This is a genomic window from Verrucosispora sioxanthis (genome assembly GCF_010560025.1).
GTDB lineage: Bacteria > Actinomycetota > Actinomycetes > Mycobacteriales > Micromonosporaceae > Micromonospora > Micromonospora palythoicola.
The window spans coordinates 24,879-38,953 of the sequence record NZ_SAIY01000008.1 but is presented as its reverse complement, the minus strand read 5'-3'; the positions used below and the strand labels follow the sequence as shown (position 1 = coordinate 38,953).

The 14,075-nt window shown below is 70.9% G+C and carries 10 protein-coding genes; 7 read left to right on the top strand and 3 right to left on the bottom strand.

What is annotated here, in order from left to right:
- Window positions 1-49: 49 nt before the first annotated feature.
- Complete coding sequence (locus ENC19_RS31535) at window positions 50-4,048, bottom strand: ROK family protein (protein WP_164448939.1); 3,999 nt, start codon at window positions 4,046-4,048, stop codon at window positions 50-52.
- A gap of 143 nt (window positions 4,049-4,191) precedes the next feature.
- Between ENC19_RS31535 and ENC19_RS21680 the strand changes: the two genes are divergently transcribed.
- From ENC19_RS21680 to ENC19_RS21665, 4 genes are read left to right on the top strand one after another with little or no spacing between them, the layout of a single operon-like run.
- Window positions 4,192-5,487 carry an ABC transporter substrate-binding protein gene (locus tag ENC19_RS21680; RefSeq protein WP_216592300.1) on the top strand — a complete coding sequence of 432 codons (1,296 nt, stop codon included), beginning with the start codon at window positions 4,192-4,194 and terminating at the stop codon, window positions 5,485-5,487.
- 16 nt (window positions 5,488-5,503) lie between these two features.
- The gene (locus ENC19_RS31530; protein WP_208020981.1) at window positions 5,504-6,529 is read left to right on the top strand and encodes a carbohydrate ABC transporter permease; all 1,026 of its coding nucleotides are present in this window, start codon (window positions 5,504-5,506) and stop codon (window positions 6,527-6,529) included.
- Window positions 6,522-7,361: a carbohydrate ABC transporter permease gene (locus tag ENC19_RS21670; RefSeq protein WP_164448938.1), complete on the top strand. Its 840-nt coding sequence runs from the start codon at window positions 6,522-6,524 to the stop codon at window positions 7,359-7,361. Before ENC19_RS31530 ends, ENC19_RS21670 begins: the two co-directional genes overlap by 8 nt.
- A 35-nt stretch (window positions 7,362-7,396) precedes the next feature.
- Window positions 7,397-8,773: a GH1 family beta-glucosidase gene (locus tag ENC19_RS21665; protein WP_164448937.1), complete on the top strand. Its 1,377-nt coding sequence runs from the start codon at window positions 7,397-7,399 to the stop codon at window positions 8,771-8,773.
- A gap of 86 nt (window positions 8,774-8,859) precedes the next feature.
- On the opposite strand, the gene ENC19_RS21660 is transcribed toward ENC19_RS21665, so the two are convergent.
- Window positions 8,860-9,327, bottom strand: a complete 468-nt coding sequence (locus ENC19_RS21660; RefSeq protein WP_164448936.1) for a hypothetical protein — start codon at window positions 9,325-9,327, stop codon at window positions 8,860-8,862.
- On the opposite strand from ENC19_RS21660, the gene ENC19_RS21655 reads away from it, so the two are divergent.
- Window positions 9,311-9,949 carry a DinB family protein gene (locus ENC19_RS21655; RefSeq protein ID WP_208020980.1) on the top strand — a complete coding sequence of 213 codons (639 nt, stop codon included), beginning with the start codon at window positions 9,311-9,313 and terminating at the stop codon, window positions 9,947-9,949. The genes ENC19_RS21660 and ENC19_RS21655 overlap by 17 nt on opposite strands.
- Window positions 9,950-9,986: 37 nt before the next feature.
- On the opposite strand, the gene rph is transcribed toward ENC19_RS21655, so the two are convergent.
- Complete coding sequence (gene rph / locus ENC19_RS21650) at window positions 9,987-12,638, bottom strand: rifamycin-inactivating phosphotransferase (protein WP_309246006.1); 2,652 nt, start codon at window positions 12,636-12,638, stop codon at window positions 9,987-9,989.
- Window positions 12,639-12,818: 180 nt separating this feature from the next.
- On the opposite strand from rph, the gene ENC19_RS21645 reads away from it, so the two are divergent.
- Together ENC19_RS21645 and ENC19_RS21640 are read left to right on the top strand one after the other, a co-directional pair.
- Window positions 12,819-13,484: a TOPRIM nucleotidyl transferase/hydrolase domain-containing protein gene (locus tag ENC19_RS21645; RefSeq protein ID WP_309246007.1), complete on the top strand. Its 666-nt coding sequence runs from the start codon at window positions 12,819-12,821 to the stop codon at window positions 13,482-13,484.
- 13 nt (window positions 13,485-13,497) lie between these two features.
- Entirely contained in the window at window positions 13,498-14,007 is a 510-nt protein-coding gene (locus tag ENC19_RS21640) for an NUDIX hydrolase (protein ID WP_408058096.1), read from the top strand.
- The last annotated feature ends 68 nt before the right edge of the window (window positions 14,008-14,075 follow it).

Genomic DNA, 14,075 nt, shown 5'->3' with positions numbered 1-14,075 from the left:
CGGGCGCCGGGTCCGGCCGGTGTGACCGGCCGGACCCGCGTCGATCGGTCTACGGGTACGCGGTCAGGTAGGACACCTGGTTGCTGGCGTTGACCGTGTTGCCGACATTGTTGATCATCCGGTTGATCGTGCCGACACCACCGAGAGACACGGTCACCATGTTGGTGAACCGCACGTTCGGATTGTTCGGCACCTCGAACGACCGCTCGGCGACCACCGACGGATCGACGTTGAAGTAGGCGTAACTGCCCAGCCCCCACGCCTGGTGACTGGTCACCGAATTGGCCACCTTGTACGCGGCGTAGCCCCGGGTCGAGCCGTTGATCCAGGCCGCCTGGTTGGGCGGGTCGTACGGCAGCTCGTTCTGGTAGAAGTACGTCCGCCCGCCGTTGCCGTTCCAGATGGTCTGGTACTTCTGGTAGTGCTCGACGAAGAGGCCGTACATGGTGACGTCGTCGCCGTTGACGATCAGTCCGGTGTCGGCGGTGTTGACCGTCCAGCCGACGCCGTCGCCGTGGTCGGCCCGCCACAGCCACATGTGGTCGCCGATGACGTTGTCGCTGTTGACCACCAGGCTGGTGGCGGCCCGGCCGACGCCCGGCCCGCCGATGCGGAAGAAGACGTCGTGCAGCGAGGTGGGGTTGGCGGCGTGGCTGGCCGTGGAGCCGGTGGGGCCGACCTCCATCAGCACCGGGGAGCTGACGGCGCCGGCCTCGAACATGATGCCGGCGACCTTGACCCCGTCGACGTCGGCGACCCGCATCGCCACGGTCCCGTTGTCGGCCTGGATGGTGGCCAGCCCGAGGCCGAGGGCGACGGTGTTGGCCCGGTTGACCTGGATCGGCTCGGTGACCCGGTGCACGCCGGGTGTGAACAGCAGGTGCCGGCCCTGGGCCAGGGCGTTGTTGATGGTCGCCGCCGAGGTGCCCGGCCGGACGACGAAGAAGTCGGCGAGCGAGATCGACGAGCCGGCCGGGGTCTTGTTGTACCAGCTGGTGCCGGCGGAGTTGGCGCGCAGCGCCGGCACGAAGACCCGGTACTCGCCGGTGCCGTCGACGTAGAGGAAGGGCTTCTCCCGCACCAGCGGTGTGGTCGGGATGACGGTGTGCGACGGGTTCGGGAAGTTCGGCGTCGGCGCGCCGGCCACCCCCTGGAACACCATGTTCCACACTGAGCCGGTCCAGCCGTTGCCGAACTCGCTGTTGCGGGAGTACCACTGCTGCTGCGAGCCGGAGACCACCAGCCCGTCGATGCGGGTGTCGGCCATCAGTCCGCCGCTGGACCAGCCGGTGTATCCGTCCCAGAGCTGGATCTGGTTCTGCCCGCCGCGCAGGTGCATCCGCCGGTACGGCGCGGCCTGCGACACCGCCCACCGCTCGACGACCGTTCCGGCGGGCAGCGTCACCGACAGGTTCTCCGCGGCCCGCCAGAAGTTCTGCGTGGCGTTGCCGCCGAACCAGGCCGCCTCGGCGCGGACGTGCCCGTTGAGGTTGACGTCGTCGGGGGACATGCCGAGCCCGGCGACCTGGGTGAAGAAGCCGAGGTTGACGTCGGCGGTGTAGTTGCCCGGCTTGAACAGCACGGCGTACCGCTGCGGGCCGAACTGGTTGGTCTCCTGCTGGCTGAAGATGGTATTGAGCCGGCTCTGGATGGTGGCGGTGGGAGTGGCGGGATCGAACACGTAGGTGTTCGGGCCGAAGTTCGGGTTCCGTGGATCGGTCGGTTCGACCGGGTCACCCGGTCCGCCACCGCCGAACTCGCCGAAGACCTGGAACTCCCACAGCGAGTAGCCGTAGCCGGTGCCCCGCTGGGTGCCGTACATCCGGACGTAGCGGCCGCTGCCGGTGACGGTCAGCGTCTGGGTTCCGCCGCCGCCGTTCGTGGTGTTGTGGATGGTGGTCCAGGCGGTGCCGTCGTCTGAGGTCTGGATCTGGAAGGCCCGGGCGTACGCGGCCTCCCAGCGCAGGGTGACGCCGGTGATGGTGGCGCGGCTGCCCAGGTCGACTCGGAGCCACTGGGGGTCGCTGAAGGCGCTGGACCAGCGGGTGCCGGTGTTGCCGTCGACGGCCGCCGAGGCGGGGAAGGCGCCGCCTTCGGTGGAGGACGCGGTGGCCGGCCTGCCCTGGGAGAGCAGGACCGGCGCGGCCTGGGCGGGCACCGCGCCGACGGTCGGAACCAGCGCGGCGGCCAGAGCCACCGCGAGGCCGGTGAGCAGGCTGCGGGTGCGCGGTCTGCGGCCTGGCGCGGTTGGTACGAGGGAAACGGATGGTGTCATGACGTCGCCTGTCGGTCGAGGGGCTGCTGACGACGGGCGCGACGGGGATTCGGGACGGCTGACGCTGCCGCACGATGATGCCGCCGGGTTGGCACCGCTGTGCGGGGAGCGCGCTTGCCGAAGAGTGTTGCGGCGACGTTGCGTCGCCGTCAAGACATCGATCTGCACTCGCCCTGTCGATGACACTGAGTGGACCTCACTGAGCGTGTCGCCTTCGGCCGCCCTCTCCAACTGCGCTCGCCACGCTTTGCTCTGCTTCAACCCACGCAATAGCCGTTGAGCAGCGGTAGCGCCTTGGAGGTAAGGCGCCGCTCGACCGCGTGGCGCCACGGAGCGTGACCGTTGCGTCGGTTGAAGCAGAGCAAAGCGTGCCGTGGGTAGCTGGCCGGTCGGACGTGATGTCGCCGAGGGTGACGGCTCGGCGGACCGGGTCGCCGGGATTCCCGCGCGGGGAGAAGTGCCCGCGGGGGAGGGCTGCCGTCGTATGACGTTCCGGCCGAGGCGGAGACGAGCGGGTCTGCCGGGTGTCCGGGGCCTGCCGGGTGTCTGGGGCCTGCGGCCGTGAGGGTCTCCGTCAGCGGCGGGTGCCGCCGTTGGCAAGCAGGCGGGCGATGGGGAGGGTGGCGGCGCCGAGCGCGACCGCGTCGACGCCGAGCCGGCCCAGCTCGATGGTGGCCTGCGCGTACGGCGCGCGCAGGCCTGGCGGCCGGCGGCCGCGCGGATGGCGGGCAGCAGTCCGCCCAGCGCCATCGCGGCCCAGCCGCCGAGCACCACCCGCTCCGGGTTGAACAGGTTGATCAGGTTGGCCACACCGGCGCCCAGGTAGTCGGCGGTCTCGTCGAGGATCCGGCGCGCGGTCGCCGATTTCTCCGCCGCCGCCACCAGCGCGCCGAGCTGGGACTCCTCGTCCTCGCCGGGCACCGGTCGGCCGCGTCGGGCCTCCCGGTAACGGTCGATGACCGCCTCGGCCCCGACGTACGCCTCCAGGCAGCCGCGAGCGCCGCAGCGGCAGGGCCGGCCGCCGTACACCAGGGTGGTGTGACCCCATTCGCCGGCGCTGCTGGAGGCGCCCCGGTAGGTGACGCCGTTGGTCACCACGGCCGCGCCGACGCCCGATCCCACCAGGGCGAACACGGCGTGCCGGGCACCCCGCCCGGCGCCGAACCACATCTCCGCCTGGCCGAGGGTCTTCGCGCCGTTGTCGAGGTGCAGCGGCAGGTCGGTGCCCTCGGCGATCAGCCGTTGCAGCGGCACCCGGTGCCAGCCCAGGGTCTGTGCGTCCACGATCGCGTGGGTGCCCTGTTCGACCACCCCGGAGACGCCGATGCCGACGCCGAGCACCTCGGACCGGGTGATCCCGGCGTCGGCCAGCACCCGGTCGAGGCCGGCCAGCACGTGCCCGGCCACCGTCGCCGGCTCGGTGCCGTTGTGTTCCAACGGGTACTCGACGCTGCCCAGCACGGTCATCGTGAGGTCGAACAGTTCGACGCGTACCCGCGTCTCGCCCACGTCGACGCCGACCACGACGGCGTGGCGCGGTGCCACCCGCAGCATCATGCTCGGCCGGCCACCGTCGGACTCGGCGGCGCCGGCCTCCATCACCAGGCCCTCGTCAATCAGGTCGCCGACCACGTTGCTGACCGCCGGCTGGCTGAGCCCGGTGCCCCGGACGAGGTCCTGCCGGGTCAGCGGGCCGTCGAGGAAGATCCGGGACAGCAGGGCCGACCGGTTGCGTAACCGGACGCTGCGGTTCGTCGCCCGCGCCAGCTCCACGTGTCACCTCATCCCGTCGGCCGCCCCCGGCGACTGTACGACCCCGTGCTTGACGACCCCCCGCCGAACCATTTTAATGACGACATTAATTAAGCCGTGATGTAACTCCCTCCACCACCAATCTGAGACCGAAGGGGCAGCTCGTGTCGAGACGACACCTCGCGATGCTCACCGCCACCGTCCTGGCCGCCGCGTCGCTGACCGCCTGCGGCTCCGGCGACGAGCCGGGCGACGGCGGCACGACCCTCACGTACTGGGCCAGCAATCAGGGCGCCAGTCTGGAGGCCGACAAGGAGATCCTCCAGCCCGAGCTGGACAAGTTCGAACAGCAGACCGGCATCAAGGTCAACGTCGAGGTCGTGCCCTGGTCCGACCTGCTCAACCGACTGCTGGCCGCCGCCACCACCGGGCAGGGCCCGGACGTGGTGAACATCGGCAACACCTGGTCGGCCTCGCTGCAGGCCACCGGCGCGCTCGTCGAGTTCGACGACGCCACCCTCGACAAGGTCGGTGGCAAGGACCGGTTCGTCCCGGCCGCGCTCGCCGCCGCCGGAGCACCCGACAAGCCGCCGGCCGCCGTGCCGCTCTACAGCCTCGCCTACGCGCTGTACTACAACAAGCAGTCCTTCGCCGACGCCGGCATCACCGCCCCGCCCACCACCTGGGAGGAGATGGCCGAGGTCGGCCGCAAGCTCACCGGCGACGGCACGTGGGGCCTCGCAGTGGAGGGCGCCAACCCGTCGGAGAACGCCCACCACGCCTTCACCTTCGCTCAGCAGTACGGCGGGGAGTGGTTCGACGCCGCCGGTAAGCCGACCTTCGACACCCCGCAGAACGTCGCCGCCGTCAAGCGCTACGTCGACCTGATGGCCGTCGACAAGATCGTCAACCCGAGCAACGCCGAGTACGCGCAGAACCAGTCCGTCTCCGACTTCGCCAACGGCAAGGCCGCGATGCTGCTCTGGCAGGCCGCCGGCGCGAACCTCAAGTCACAGAGCATGGCGGCCGACGCCTACGGGGTGGCCCCGGTGCCGTTCCTGGCCAACCCGCCGGCCGGTGGCAAACAGGTCAACAGCATGGTCGCCGGGATCAACATCGCGGTGTTCAAGCACACCAAGAACCTCGACGGGGCGTTGGAGTTCGTCAAGTTCATGACCAGCGACACCGAGCAGGTCACGTTGAACAAGACGTACGGCTCGCTGCCGGCGGTCGGCACCGTCGCCGCCGATCCCGCCTTCGCCGCCGACGAACAGAAGGTGCTCGCGCAGACCCTGGCCACCACCGCGGCACCGCTGCCGCAGGTGCCCGAGGAGAGCACCTTCGAGACGCTCGTCGGCACCGCCATCAAGGAACTCTTCGCCGACGCGGCCAGCGGCAGGCCGGTCACCGAGGACAGCGTCCGGGAGAAGCTGACCCGAGCCCAGCAGCAGATGCGCTGACCACGGACCGCTGGCCGTGGGAGGTGCCGCCGACCCTCCCACGGCCAGCCCGCGAAGGGACCTCGATGACCACCACCACCTCGCCACCCGCCGCCGACCGGGCCGCCGGCACCGGCCGGCCGGCCCGTCCGCCGCCCGCCGCCCCCGCCGGTCCCTGCTGCCGTACCTGCTGCTCGCCCCGGCCGTGGTGCTGGAGCTGGCGATCCACGTGATCCCGATGCTCGTCGGTGCCTGGATGAGCCTGCTGGAGCTGACCCAGTTCCACATCCGCGACTGGTCCGGGGCACCCTTCGTCGGGCTGGACAACTACCGGGTGGTGTTCGACGTCGACTCCGCCGCCGGAGCCGAGCTGCTGCGCTCGTTCCGGGTCACCGTGCTCTACACGGTGCTCTCCGTGGGCCTGTCCTGGATGCTCGGCACCACCGCCGCGGTGCTGCTGCAACGACCGTTCCGGGGCCGGGCCGTGCTGCGGGCACTCTTCCTCACCCCGTACGCGCTGCCGGTCTACACCGCGGTGATCACCTGGACCTTCCTCTTCCAGCGCGACACCGGCCTGGTCAACCACGTCCTGGTCGACCAGCTGGGCCTGGTCGACGAGCCGCCCTTCTGGTTGATCGGCGACAACAGCTTCGTGGCCCTGCTGATCGTCTCGATCTGGCGGACCTGGCCGTTCGCGTTCCTCTGCGTGATGGCCGGCCTGCAGAACATCCCGGACGAGCTGTACGAGGCCGCCGCGATGGACGGCGCGGGGTTCTGGCGGCGGCTGCGCTCGGTCACCCTGCCGATGCTGCGCCCGGTGAACCTGGTCCTGCTGCTGGTGCTCTTCCTCTGGACCTTCAACGACTTCAACACCCCGTACGTCCTCTTCGGCGGCTCCGCTCCGGCCGAGGCCGACCTCATCTCGCTGCACATCTACCGCAGCTCCTTCCAGACCTGGGACTTTGGCACCGGCTCGGCCATGTCGGTGGTGCTGCTGCTGTTCCTGCTCCTGGTCACCGCCGGATACCTGTTGCTGACCAACCGACGGAGGAACGATGCGTGAGACCGCCGCCGAACGCTGGTCGCGCCGGATCGTGCTGACCCTGCTCGCCGGCTTCGTCCTCGTCCCGCTCTACGCGATGGTCAGCTCGGCGCTCAAACCCCTGCGGGACGTGCAGGGCGCCTTCACCTGGTGGCCCCGACATCCCACGTTGCAGGCGTTCGTGGACATGTGGTCGACCGTGCCACTCGGCCGCTACCTGCTCAACAGCCTGCTGGTGGCCAGCGTCGCCGCCATCTTCTCGGTCAGCGTGGCCATCTTCGCCGCGTACGCGGTCAGTCGCTACCGGTTCCGGGGCCGGCAGGTCTTCTCGGTGACCGTGCTGTCGACGCAGATGTTCCCCGGCATCCTGTTCCTGTTGCCGCTGTTCCTGATCTACGTCAACCTCGGCAACGCCACCGGCATCGCGCTCTACGCCAGCCGCACCGGCCTCATCATCACCTACCTCACCTTCTCGCTGCCGTTCTCGATCTGGATGCTGGTCGGCTACTTCGACTCCATCCCGCGCGGGCTGGACGAGGCCGCCCAGGTCGACGGTGCCGGCCCGCTGCGCACCCTGTTCCAGGTGGTGCTGCCGGCCGCCGTGCCCGGCGTGGTCGCGGTGACCGTGTACGCCTTCATGACCGCCTGGGGCGAGGTGCTGTTCGCCTCGGTGCTGACCAACGAGGACAGCCGCACCCTCGCCGTCGGACTGCAGGGCTACTCCACCCAGTTCAACGTCTACTGGAACCAGGTGATGGCCGCCTCCCTGGTGGTGAGCGTGCCGGTGGTCGCCGGGTTCCTGGCGTTACAGCGTTTCTTCGTCGCCGGCCTCACCGCCGGGGCGGCCAAGTGAGCCCGTCCACCACCAGAACCGAGGAGAACCCGCCCGTGCCGGACCTGTCCACGCTGCCGCCCGACTTCCGCTGGGGTGTCGCCACCTCGGCCTACCAGATCGAGGGCGCCGCCACCGCCGACGGTCGCAAACCCTCCATCTGGGACACCTTCTGCACTCGGCCGGGCGCCATCGACAACGGCGACACCGGGGAGGTGGCCTGCGAACACTACCACCGGTGGCCGCAGGACGTGGCGCTGATGCGGAGCCTGGGTGTCGGTGCGTACCGTTTCTCGGTGGCCTGGCCCCGGGTCCGTCCCGACGGGGCCGGCCGGGTCAACGCCGCCGGCCTGGACTTCTACGACCGCCTGACCGACGGGCTGCTGGCCGCCGGTATCCGGCCGTACGTCACCCTCTACCACTGGGACCTGCCGCAGGCGTTGCAGGACCGGGGTGGCTGGCCGCGCCGGGAGACCGCCGAGGCGTTCGCCGACTACGCCGCGGTGGTCGCGGCCCGCCTCGGCGACCGGGTGACCGACTGGTGCACCGTCAACGAGCCGCTCTGCATCGCCTGGATCGGCCACCTGGAAGGGCGGATGGCCCCCGGCGAGCGGGATCTTGGTCGGGCCGTGTCAGCCGCGCACCACGTGCTGCTCGGCCATGGCCTGGCCACCGCCGCGATCCGGGCCCACGCCGGTCGGCCGGCGTCGATCGGCCCGGTGCTGAACCTCAGCCCGATCGACGCGGCCAGCGATCGCCCTGCCGACGTGGCCGCCGCTCACCGGCTGGACGGGCACGTCAACCGCTGGTGGCTGGACCCGCTGCACGGTCGCGGCTACCCGGCCGACATGGTCGCCACCTACGGTGTCGAGCCGCCGGTACGCGGCGACGACCTCGCGGTGATCGCCGCGCCGGCCGACTTCCTCGGTGTCAACTACTACTTCCGGCAGGTGGCGGCCGACGACCCGGACGGACCGGCACCGTACGCCCGGCAGGTCCCGGTGGCGGGCGCGGCGCACACCGCGATGGACTGGGAGGTGCACCCCGAAGGGCTGGAACGGCTGCTTGTCGAGGTGAGCCAGGAGTACGCCCCGGCCCGCATCTTTGTCACCGAGAGCGGTTCGGCCTGGCCGGACGTGGTCACCGCCGACGGCACGGTCGACGACACCGAGCGCACCGACCATTTGGAACGGCACCTGGCCGCCTGCGCCGCGGCGGTCGGCCGTGGTGTGCCGCTGGCCGGCTACTTCGCCTGGTCGCTACTGGACAACTTCGAATGGGCGTACGGCTACGACAAGCGGTTCGGTCTGGTGCATGTCGACTACGCCACCCAACGGCGGACGGTCAAGGCCAGCGGCCACCGCTACGCCGAGCTGATCCGTTCCCACCAGCGGCGCACCGCGACGGCCGACACCGTCGCGGTGCGCGGATAAGCGGGCCGACGGGGCCCGGGACGCCCCGGGTGCCGCGCCGGGCGGCACCCGGGGCACCCGTGTGTCGGCCGTCGGCGCCCGGCTGGTCAGGAGTCGGGCTCGTCGTGGCGTTTCGGCAGCGCCCAGGGGTCGATCGGGACGGGCAGGACGGTGATCTCGTCGGCTCGGGCGCGTAGCCTGCGGGCCAGGGCCTGATTGGCGAGGCTGAAGCCGATGGTGAAGCTGTCGGTCGTCCCGGCGTTCGGTGTCACCGTGTCGGCCTGCTGGCGCAGCTCCCCGGCCAGCGCATTGCGCCAGCGTATCTCGGGCTGGGTGAGCCCACGGTTCGCCTGCTCCTCGGCGAGCCGCTGCCAGCGAGAGAGTAGTTCGTTCTCACTGGCCCGCAGGGCGTCCAGCGCCTCCGGCAGGGTGTCGATCTCCGGTAGCGCGGTCAGCACGAGATCGGCGACGGTTGACGCCAGCTCGGTCGAGTTCACCCCGACGGGGGCACGGTTCATCAGGTCGACGTTGGCCGGGGCGGTGATGCGCGGCGTCGAGGTGCGGGGGATCGACATCGACGCACCCTGGTTGGCGGAGGGGTCGCTGCTGGTCAACGGGGTCGACGTCGTGCCGTTGGTCGAGGCCGAGCTGAACCGGCGGTTCCCGGGTCGGGAGCTGAGGCAGGCCGAAGATCCGGAGGGACTGCGGGCGGCGTGGGCGGCGCTCGAACGGGCCTGGGCGGCGGCGGTCGAGCGGGCGATCGCGATGCCCGCCGGCACCGTCGACGCCTCGGTCGGTGGCGAGTGGTCCTTCGCGCAGACGCTGCGGCACCTCGCCTTCGCCGCCGACGTCTGGCTCGGCCAAGCGGTGCTACGCCTTCCTCAGCCCTGCCACCCGCTCGGGCAGCCGCACGCCGAGTACGCGATGGGCGGCTTCGACACCTCGATCTTCGCCGCCGGGCGGCCGGGGCTGGCCGAGATCCTCGACCTGCGTGCCGAACGGCAGGCCATGGTCCGCGAATTCCTCGCCACCGTCACCCCGCAGACGCTTGCCGAGCCTCGACGCCACCCCTGGTCGGCGGAGACCGAGGTGTCGGTCCTGCGCTGCCTGCACGTGATCATCGGTGAGGAGTGGGAGCACCTCCGCTTCGCCCTGCGCGACCTCATGACGATCGACACTGCCCGGACCGGCGGCTGACGCGATGTACCGAGCCCCGCCGGAGCCTGGCAGGCGTCTATCGGGACAGGATCTCCACGTAGCCGTCGGTGGCGTGCACCCGGATCCGCTGCCCGTCGCGGATCAGCCGGGTGGCGTCTGCCACCCCTACCACGGCTGGCAGGCCGTACTCCCGGGCGATCACCGCGCCGTGGGTCATCAGCCCACCGACCTCCGTCACCAGGCCGGCGACGGCGACGAACAGGGGCGTCCAACTGGGATCGGTGTGGACAGTGACGAGGATGTCGCCCGGTTCGAGATCGGCCTGGGCCAGGTCCAGGATGACCCGGGCGCGTCCTGCCACGGTCCCGGCGGAGACCGGCAGGCCGACCAGCGCACCGGCCGGCACGTCGTCGCGCCGGTACGCCCCGTCGACGGCCTCACCGTCCGAGGTGAGCACTCGGGGCGGCCGGAGTGCCTGGTACGACCGGAACTCGTCCCGGCGCTGACGGATGAGCCGGTCGTCGACCTGGTTGGTGCGCACGGCGTCGCGGAACTCGTCGAAGGTGAGGAAGAAGACGTCCTCCCTCTCGCGGATCACCTGCGCCAGCGCCAGGCGGTCGGCCTCGACCAGCAGGGCCTGCTTGTAGAGGAAGTAGCGGCTGATGATGTCGTACTTCGGGTACTCCCGGTAGCCGGCGAAGGTCCGGACCCGGTCGATCATCCGTTTGGTCTCGGCGGCCTTGCGTTCCCCGTCCGGCAGGGCCCGTAGCCGGGACAGCACCTCGCGCGCCTTCTGCTCCGCGGCCTGCCGTCCCCGCTCGAAACGACGCTCGGCGGCACCCGGCTCGGCGTGCCGGACGTGTTCCAGCAGCACCGGCAGCAGGGTGGTGGGACGTTCGCGCCACCGTGGCCTGGTGATGTCGATCTCGCCGACGCAGCGCATGCCGTACCGGTCGAGGTACGCCTCGATGGCCTGGCGCGCCTCGGTGCCGCCGGGCAGCCTCGGCAACTCGTCGAGAAAACTCTCGTCCTCGACGCCGTGCAGGAACGCCACCACCTCGGGATGCGGGCGGATCACGTCGGCGACGTCGAGCAGCGCCAGTCCCATCTCCGAGGTCACGTTGCCGGGAGCGGAGAGGGTAAGCGTGTCCGCCGCATTCTTCTCGCCCAGCCACTCCCGGAGGTGGTCGTTGAGCCACCAGGTGGCCTCCATCCCCGCCATGATCACCTGCATGCTCAGCGGGTCACTGAGCACCCGTTTGTGCTCGTCGAAGGCACTGGTCAGGAAGTCGAACAACGCCGCTCCGGTCTTCGTCCGGATCTCGCGCCGTAGGGCGGCGATGGAGGCTTGGCTGCGCTCGACCAGCCCGGCGACCACGGCCGGATCCGGGTCGATCGGAGTGACCGCCGGGCCGGCGGCCGGTGGGCCACCGGCCGTTCCGTCGGGTCGCGTCGCAACGGTCGGTTCCGGCCTCCTCGACCTGACGTCGGCGCGGTCGAGGACGGTCTCCAGTGCGTCCCTGACCAGCGGATCGCCCCTGCCCATGATCTCCAGGAGGGCGCTGCGGGTCGCGGGGGAGACCAGCCGTTGGGTGACGTCGACGAACAGCCTCCCGCCGGCCGCCCGCATCGGGGCCATGGCCGTCAACTGCCACATCGACAGCCCAAGCGGCTTCATGGCGTCGGTCATCATCTGCTGATGGCCGACCGAGACGTAGACGTGGTCGTCCCGGTCGTGGGCGGCCGGGACGGGGAACAGCGTCGTGATGGGCCGACTCTGCACGATCTGGAAGGCGTCATCCACCAGGCACCATTCGATGTCCTGCGGGCGGCCGAAGTGCGCCTCGATCCGCCGGCCGAGCCGCGCGAGTCGTACGACCTGGGTGTCCGTCAACGCCGGCTGCTCCCGCCGTCGCGGGTCGATCGCCTGCTCCCGGGTACCGCCGCCGGGCAGGGCGTGCAGGGCCCGCTGCTTGGTGGCGACCGTCCGGGTGACGATCTCGCCGTCGCGCACGGTGAACACGTCCGGGTTCACCAGGCCGCACACCAGGGCTTCACCGAGACCGAAGCTGGCGTCCACGGAGGAGACCCTCCGGTTGCCGGTGACCGGGTCGGCAGTGAACAGGATGCCGGCCGCGTCCGGGAAGACCATCCGCTGCACGACAACGGCCATCCGGACCGTACGGTGGTCGACGCCGTTGCGCTGCCGGTAGGTCACCGCCCGCTCGCTGAACAGTGACCCCCAGCACCGGCGGACGTGCTCGACGACCGCGTTCGTACCCACCACGTTCAGGTACGTGTCGTGCTGGCCGGCGAAGGAGGCCGTTGGCAGGTCCTCGGCGGTCGCGCTGGACCGGACGGCGTACCCGGCCCGCCCGCCGAGTTCGTCGACGAAGCCGCTGATCGCCGCCGCCAGGTCGGCCGGCACGGGCGTGGCCTGGATGGCGTGCCGGATCTCGGCACTGACTGCCCGGATGGCATCCCGATCGTCCGGGCACAGCCGGGCCAGCCGATCGAGCCGATCGTCGATCGACGGCACCTCCGCCATGATCCGCCCGAAGGCGTGGGTGGTGACGCAGCAGCCGGCCGGCACGGGGACGCCGTCGATCCGCGACAACGCCCCCAGGTGCGCCCCCTTGCCGCCTACGACGTCGACCCGCGTCTCATCGACGTCGTGCAGGCTCAACACATACCGCCCGGTCGTCTCGTCCGTCGTCAGCTCCCGCACGGTGTGCCCCGTCTCTTCGTCAGTTCCGCGTCCGGCCGACGATTCTGCGGCAGAACCCGGGTCTTGCCACAAGCCCCCTGGTGCGCTATACGTTAGGAGTGGCAGGGAGGTGACTCTCTGCCTTTTGTCTTTGTCGCCCGTCGCGGGGCTCCGCCACCGGCCGGACGGGGAGGCCAACCAGTGGATGTCACCTCGCGTCGCGAGCCGCCCCGGATCGGTCTGGACGGGCCGTTGGGTGGTAACGCCGCATCGATGCAGGCCACCGCCCGTGCTCTGGCCCAGGCCGAGTCCGCCGTCGCCGTGGTGCTCGTCGAGGGCATCAGCGACCAGATCGCGCTGCAGGCGCTGGCGGCCGGACGTGGTCGCGATCTCGGTGCCGAGCGGATCGTCATCGTCCCGATCGGCGGGGCCCACGCGATCGGTCGCTTCCTGACCAGGCTTGGCCCGCCGGGCGTCGGCTTGCGCCTCGCCGGCCTCTGCGATCTGCGGGAGGAGGAGATCTTCCGGCGCGGGCTGACCGAGGCGGGCGTCGGTACGCCCCGCACCCGCACCGACATGGCGCAGCTCGGCTTCTTCGTCTGCGTCGACGACCTGGAGGACGAGCTGATCCGGGCGGTCGGCGCCGCGGCCGTCGAAGCCCTCTTCGAGGCTCAGGGTGACCTGCGACTGTTCCGTGGGTTCCAGAGCCAGCCCGCCTGGCGTGGTCGGGATCCCGAGGCGCAGTTGTGGCGGTTCCTGCGCAGCAGCTCGCGCCGCAACCAGCGTTACGTCCGCCTACTCGTCCAGGCCGCTGTCAGCCGGGACACCGTGCCTCAGCCGCTCGACGCGCTGCTCGCCAGCGTATGAGCAGCGTGGTGGCGTGGTCGGGGTCACGGGGTCGCGCACGGGGGCCACGGCCGGGATGAGTTTCCGGCTGGCCGCCTACGCCGTGTGCATCGAGGCCGAGCGGGTGTTGCTCGTCCGATGTGTGGGGTCGTCGGGCGAGACGACCTGGTCTCTTCCGGGCGGCCGGGTCGAGCATGCGGAGGATCCGTTCGACGCGGTGCTTCGGGAGGTTGCCGAGGAGACCGGCTGCGACGGGATGATCGAACGCCTGCTGGGGGTGGACTCCCGGGTGATCCCCGCCGCCGAGGCACAGTCAGGACGCGAGCACCAGAATGTGGGCGTCTTCTACCAGGTCCGCATCACGGGTGGACTTCTCCGGCCGGAGCTGAACGGCGCAACCGCCGGATCGGTCTGGACTGCCGTGCCGGATGTGGTCCGCCTGCGCCGATCCTCCCTCGTGGACGTCGGTCTCGCCCTGGCGCGGACCCGTCCGGCCACCGGACACGTCCCGCCGGTCCCGGTCGGCGGGCTCGTCCAGCACTGAAACCACGGCCAGCCGTCGGCGTCCCCACCAGGGGCGCAGGGCGTTGGCCAGGCCGCGATTCGGCTGGC

What these genes read in the sequence shown, in the direction of transcription:
- ENC19_RS21670 (WP_164448938.1), top strand. Translation starts at nt 6,522, where the DNA reads ATGCGTGAGACCGCCGCCGAACGCTGGTCGCGCCGGATCGTGCTGACC.
- ENC19_RS21660 (WP_164448936.1), bottom strand. Translation starts at nt 9,327, where the DNA reads ATGTCGATCCCCCGCACCTCGACGCCGCGCATCACCGCCCCGGCCAAC.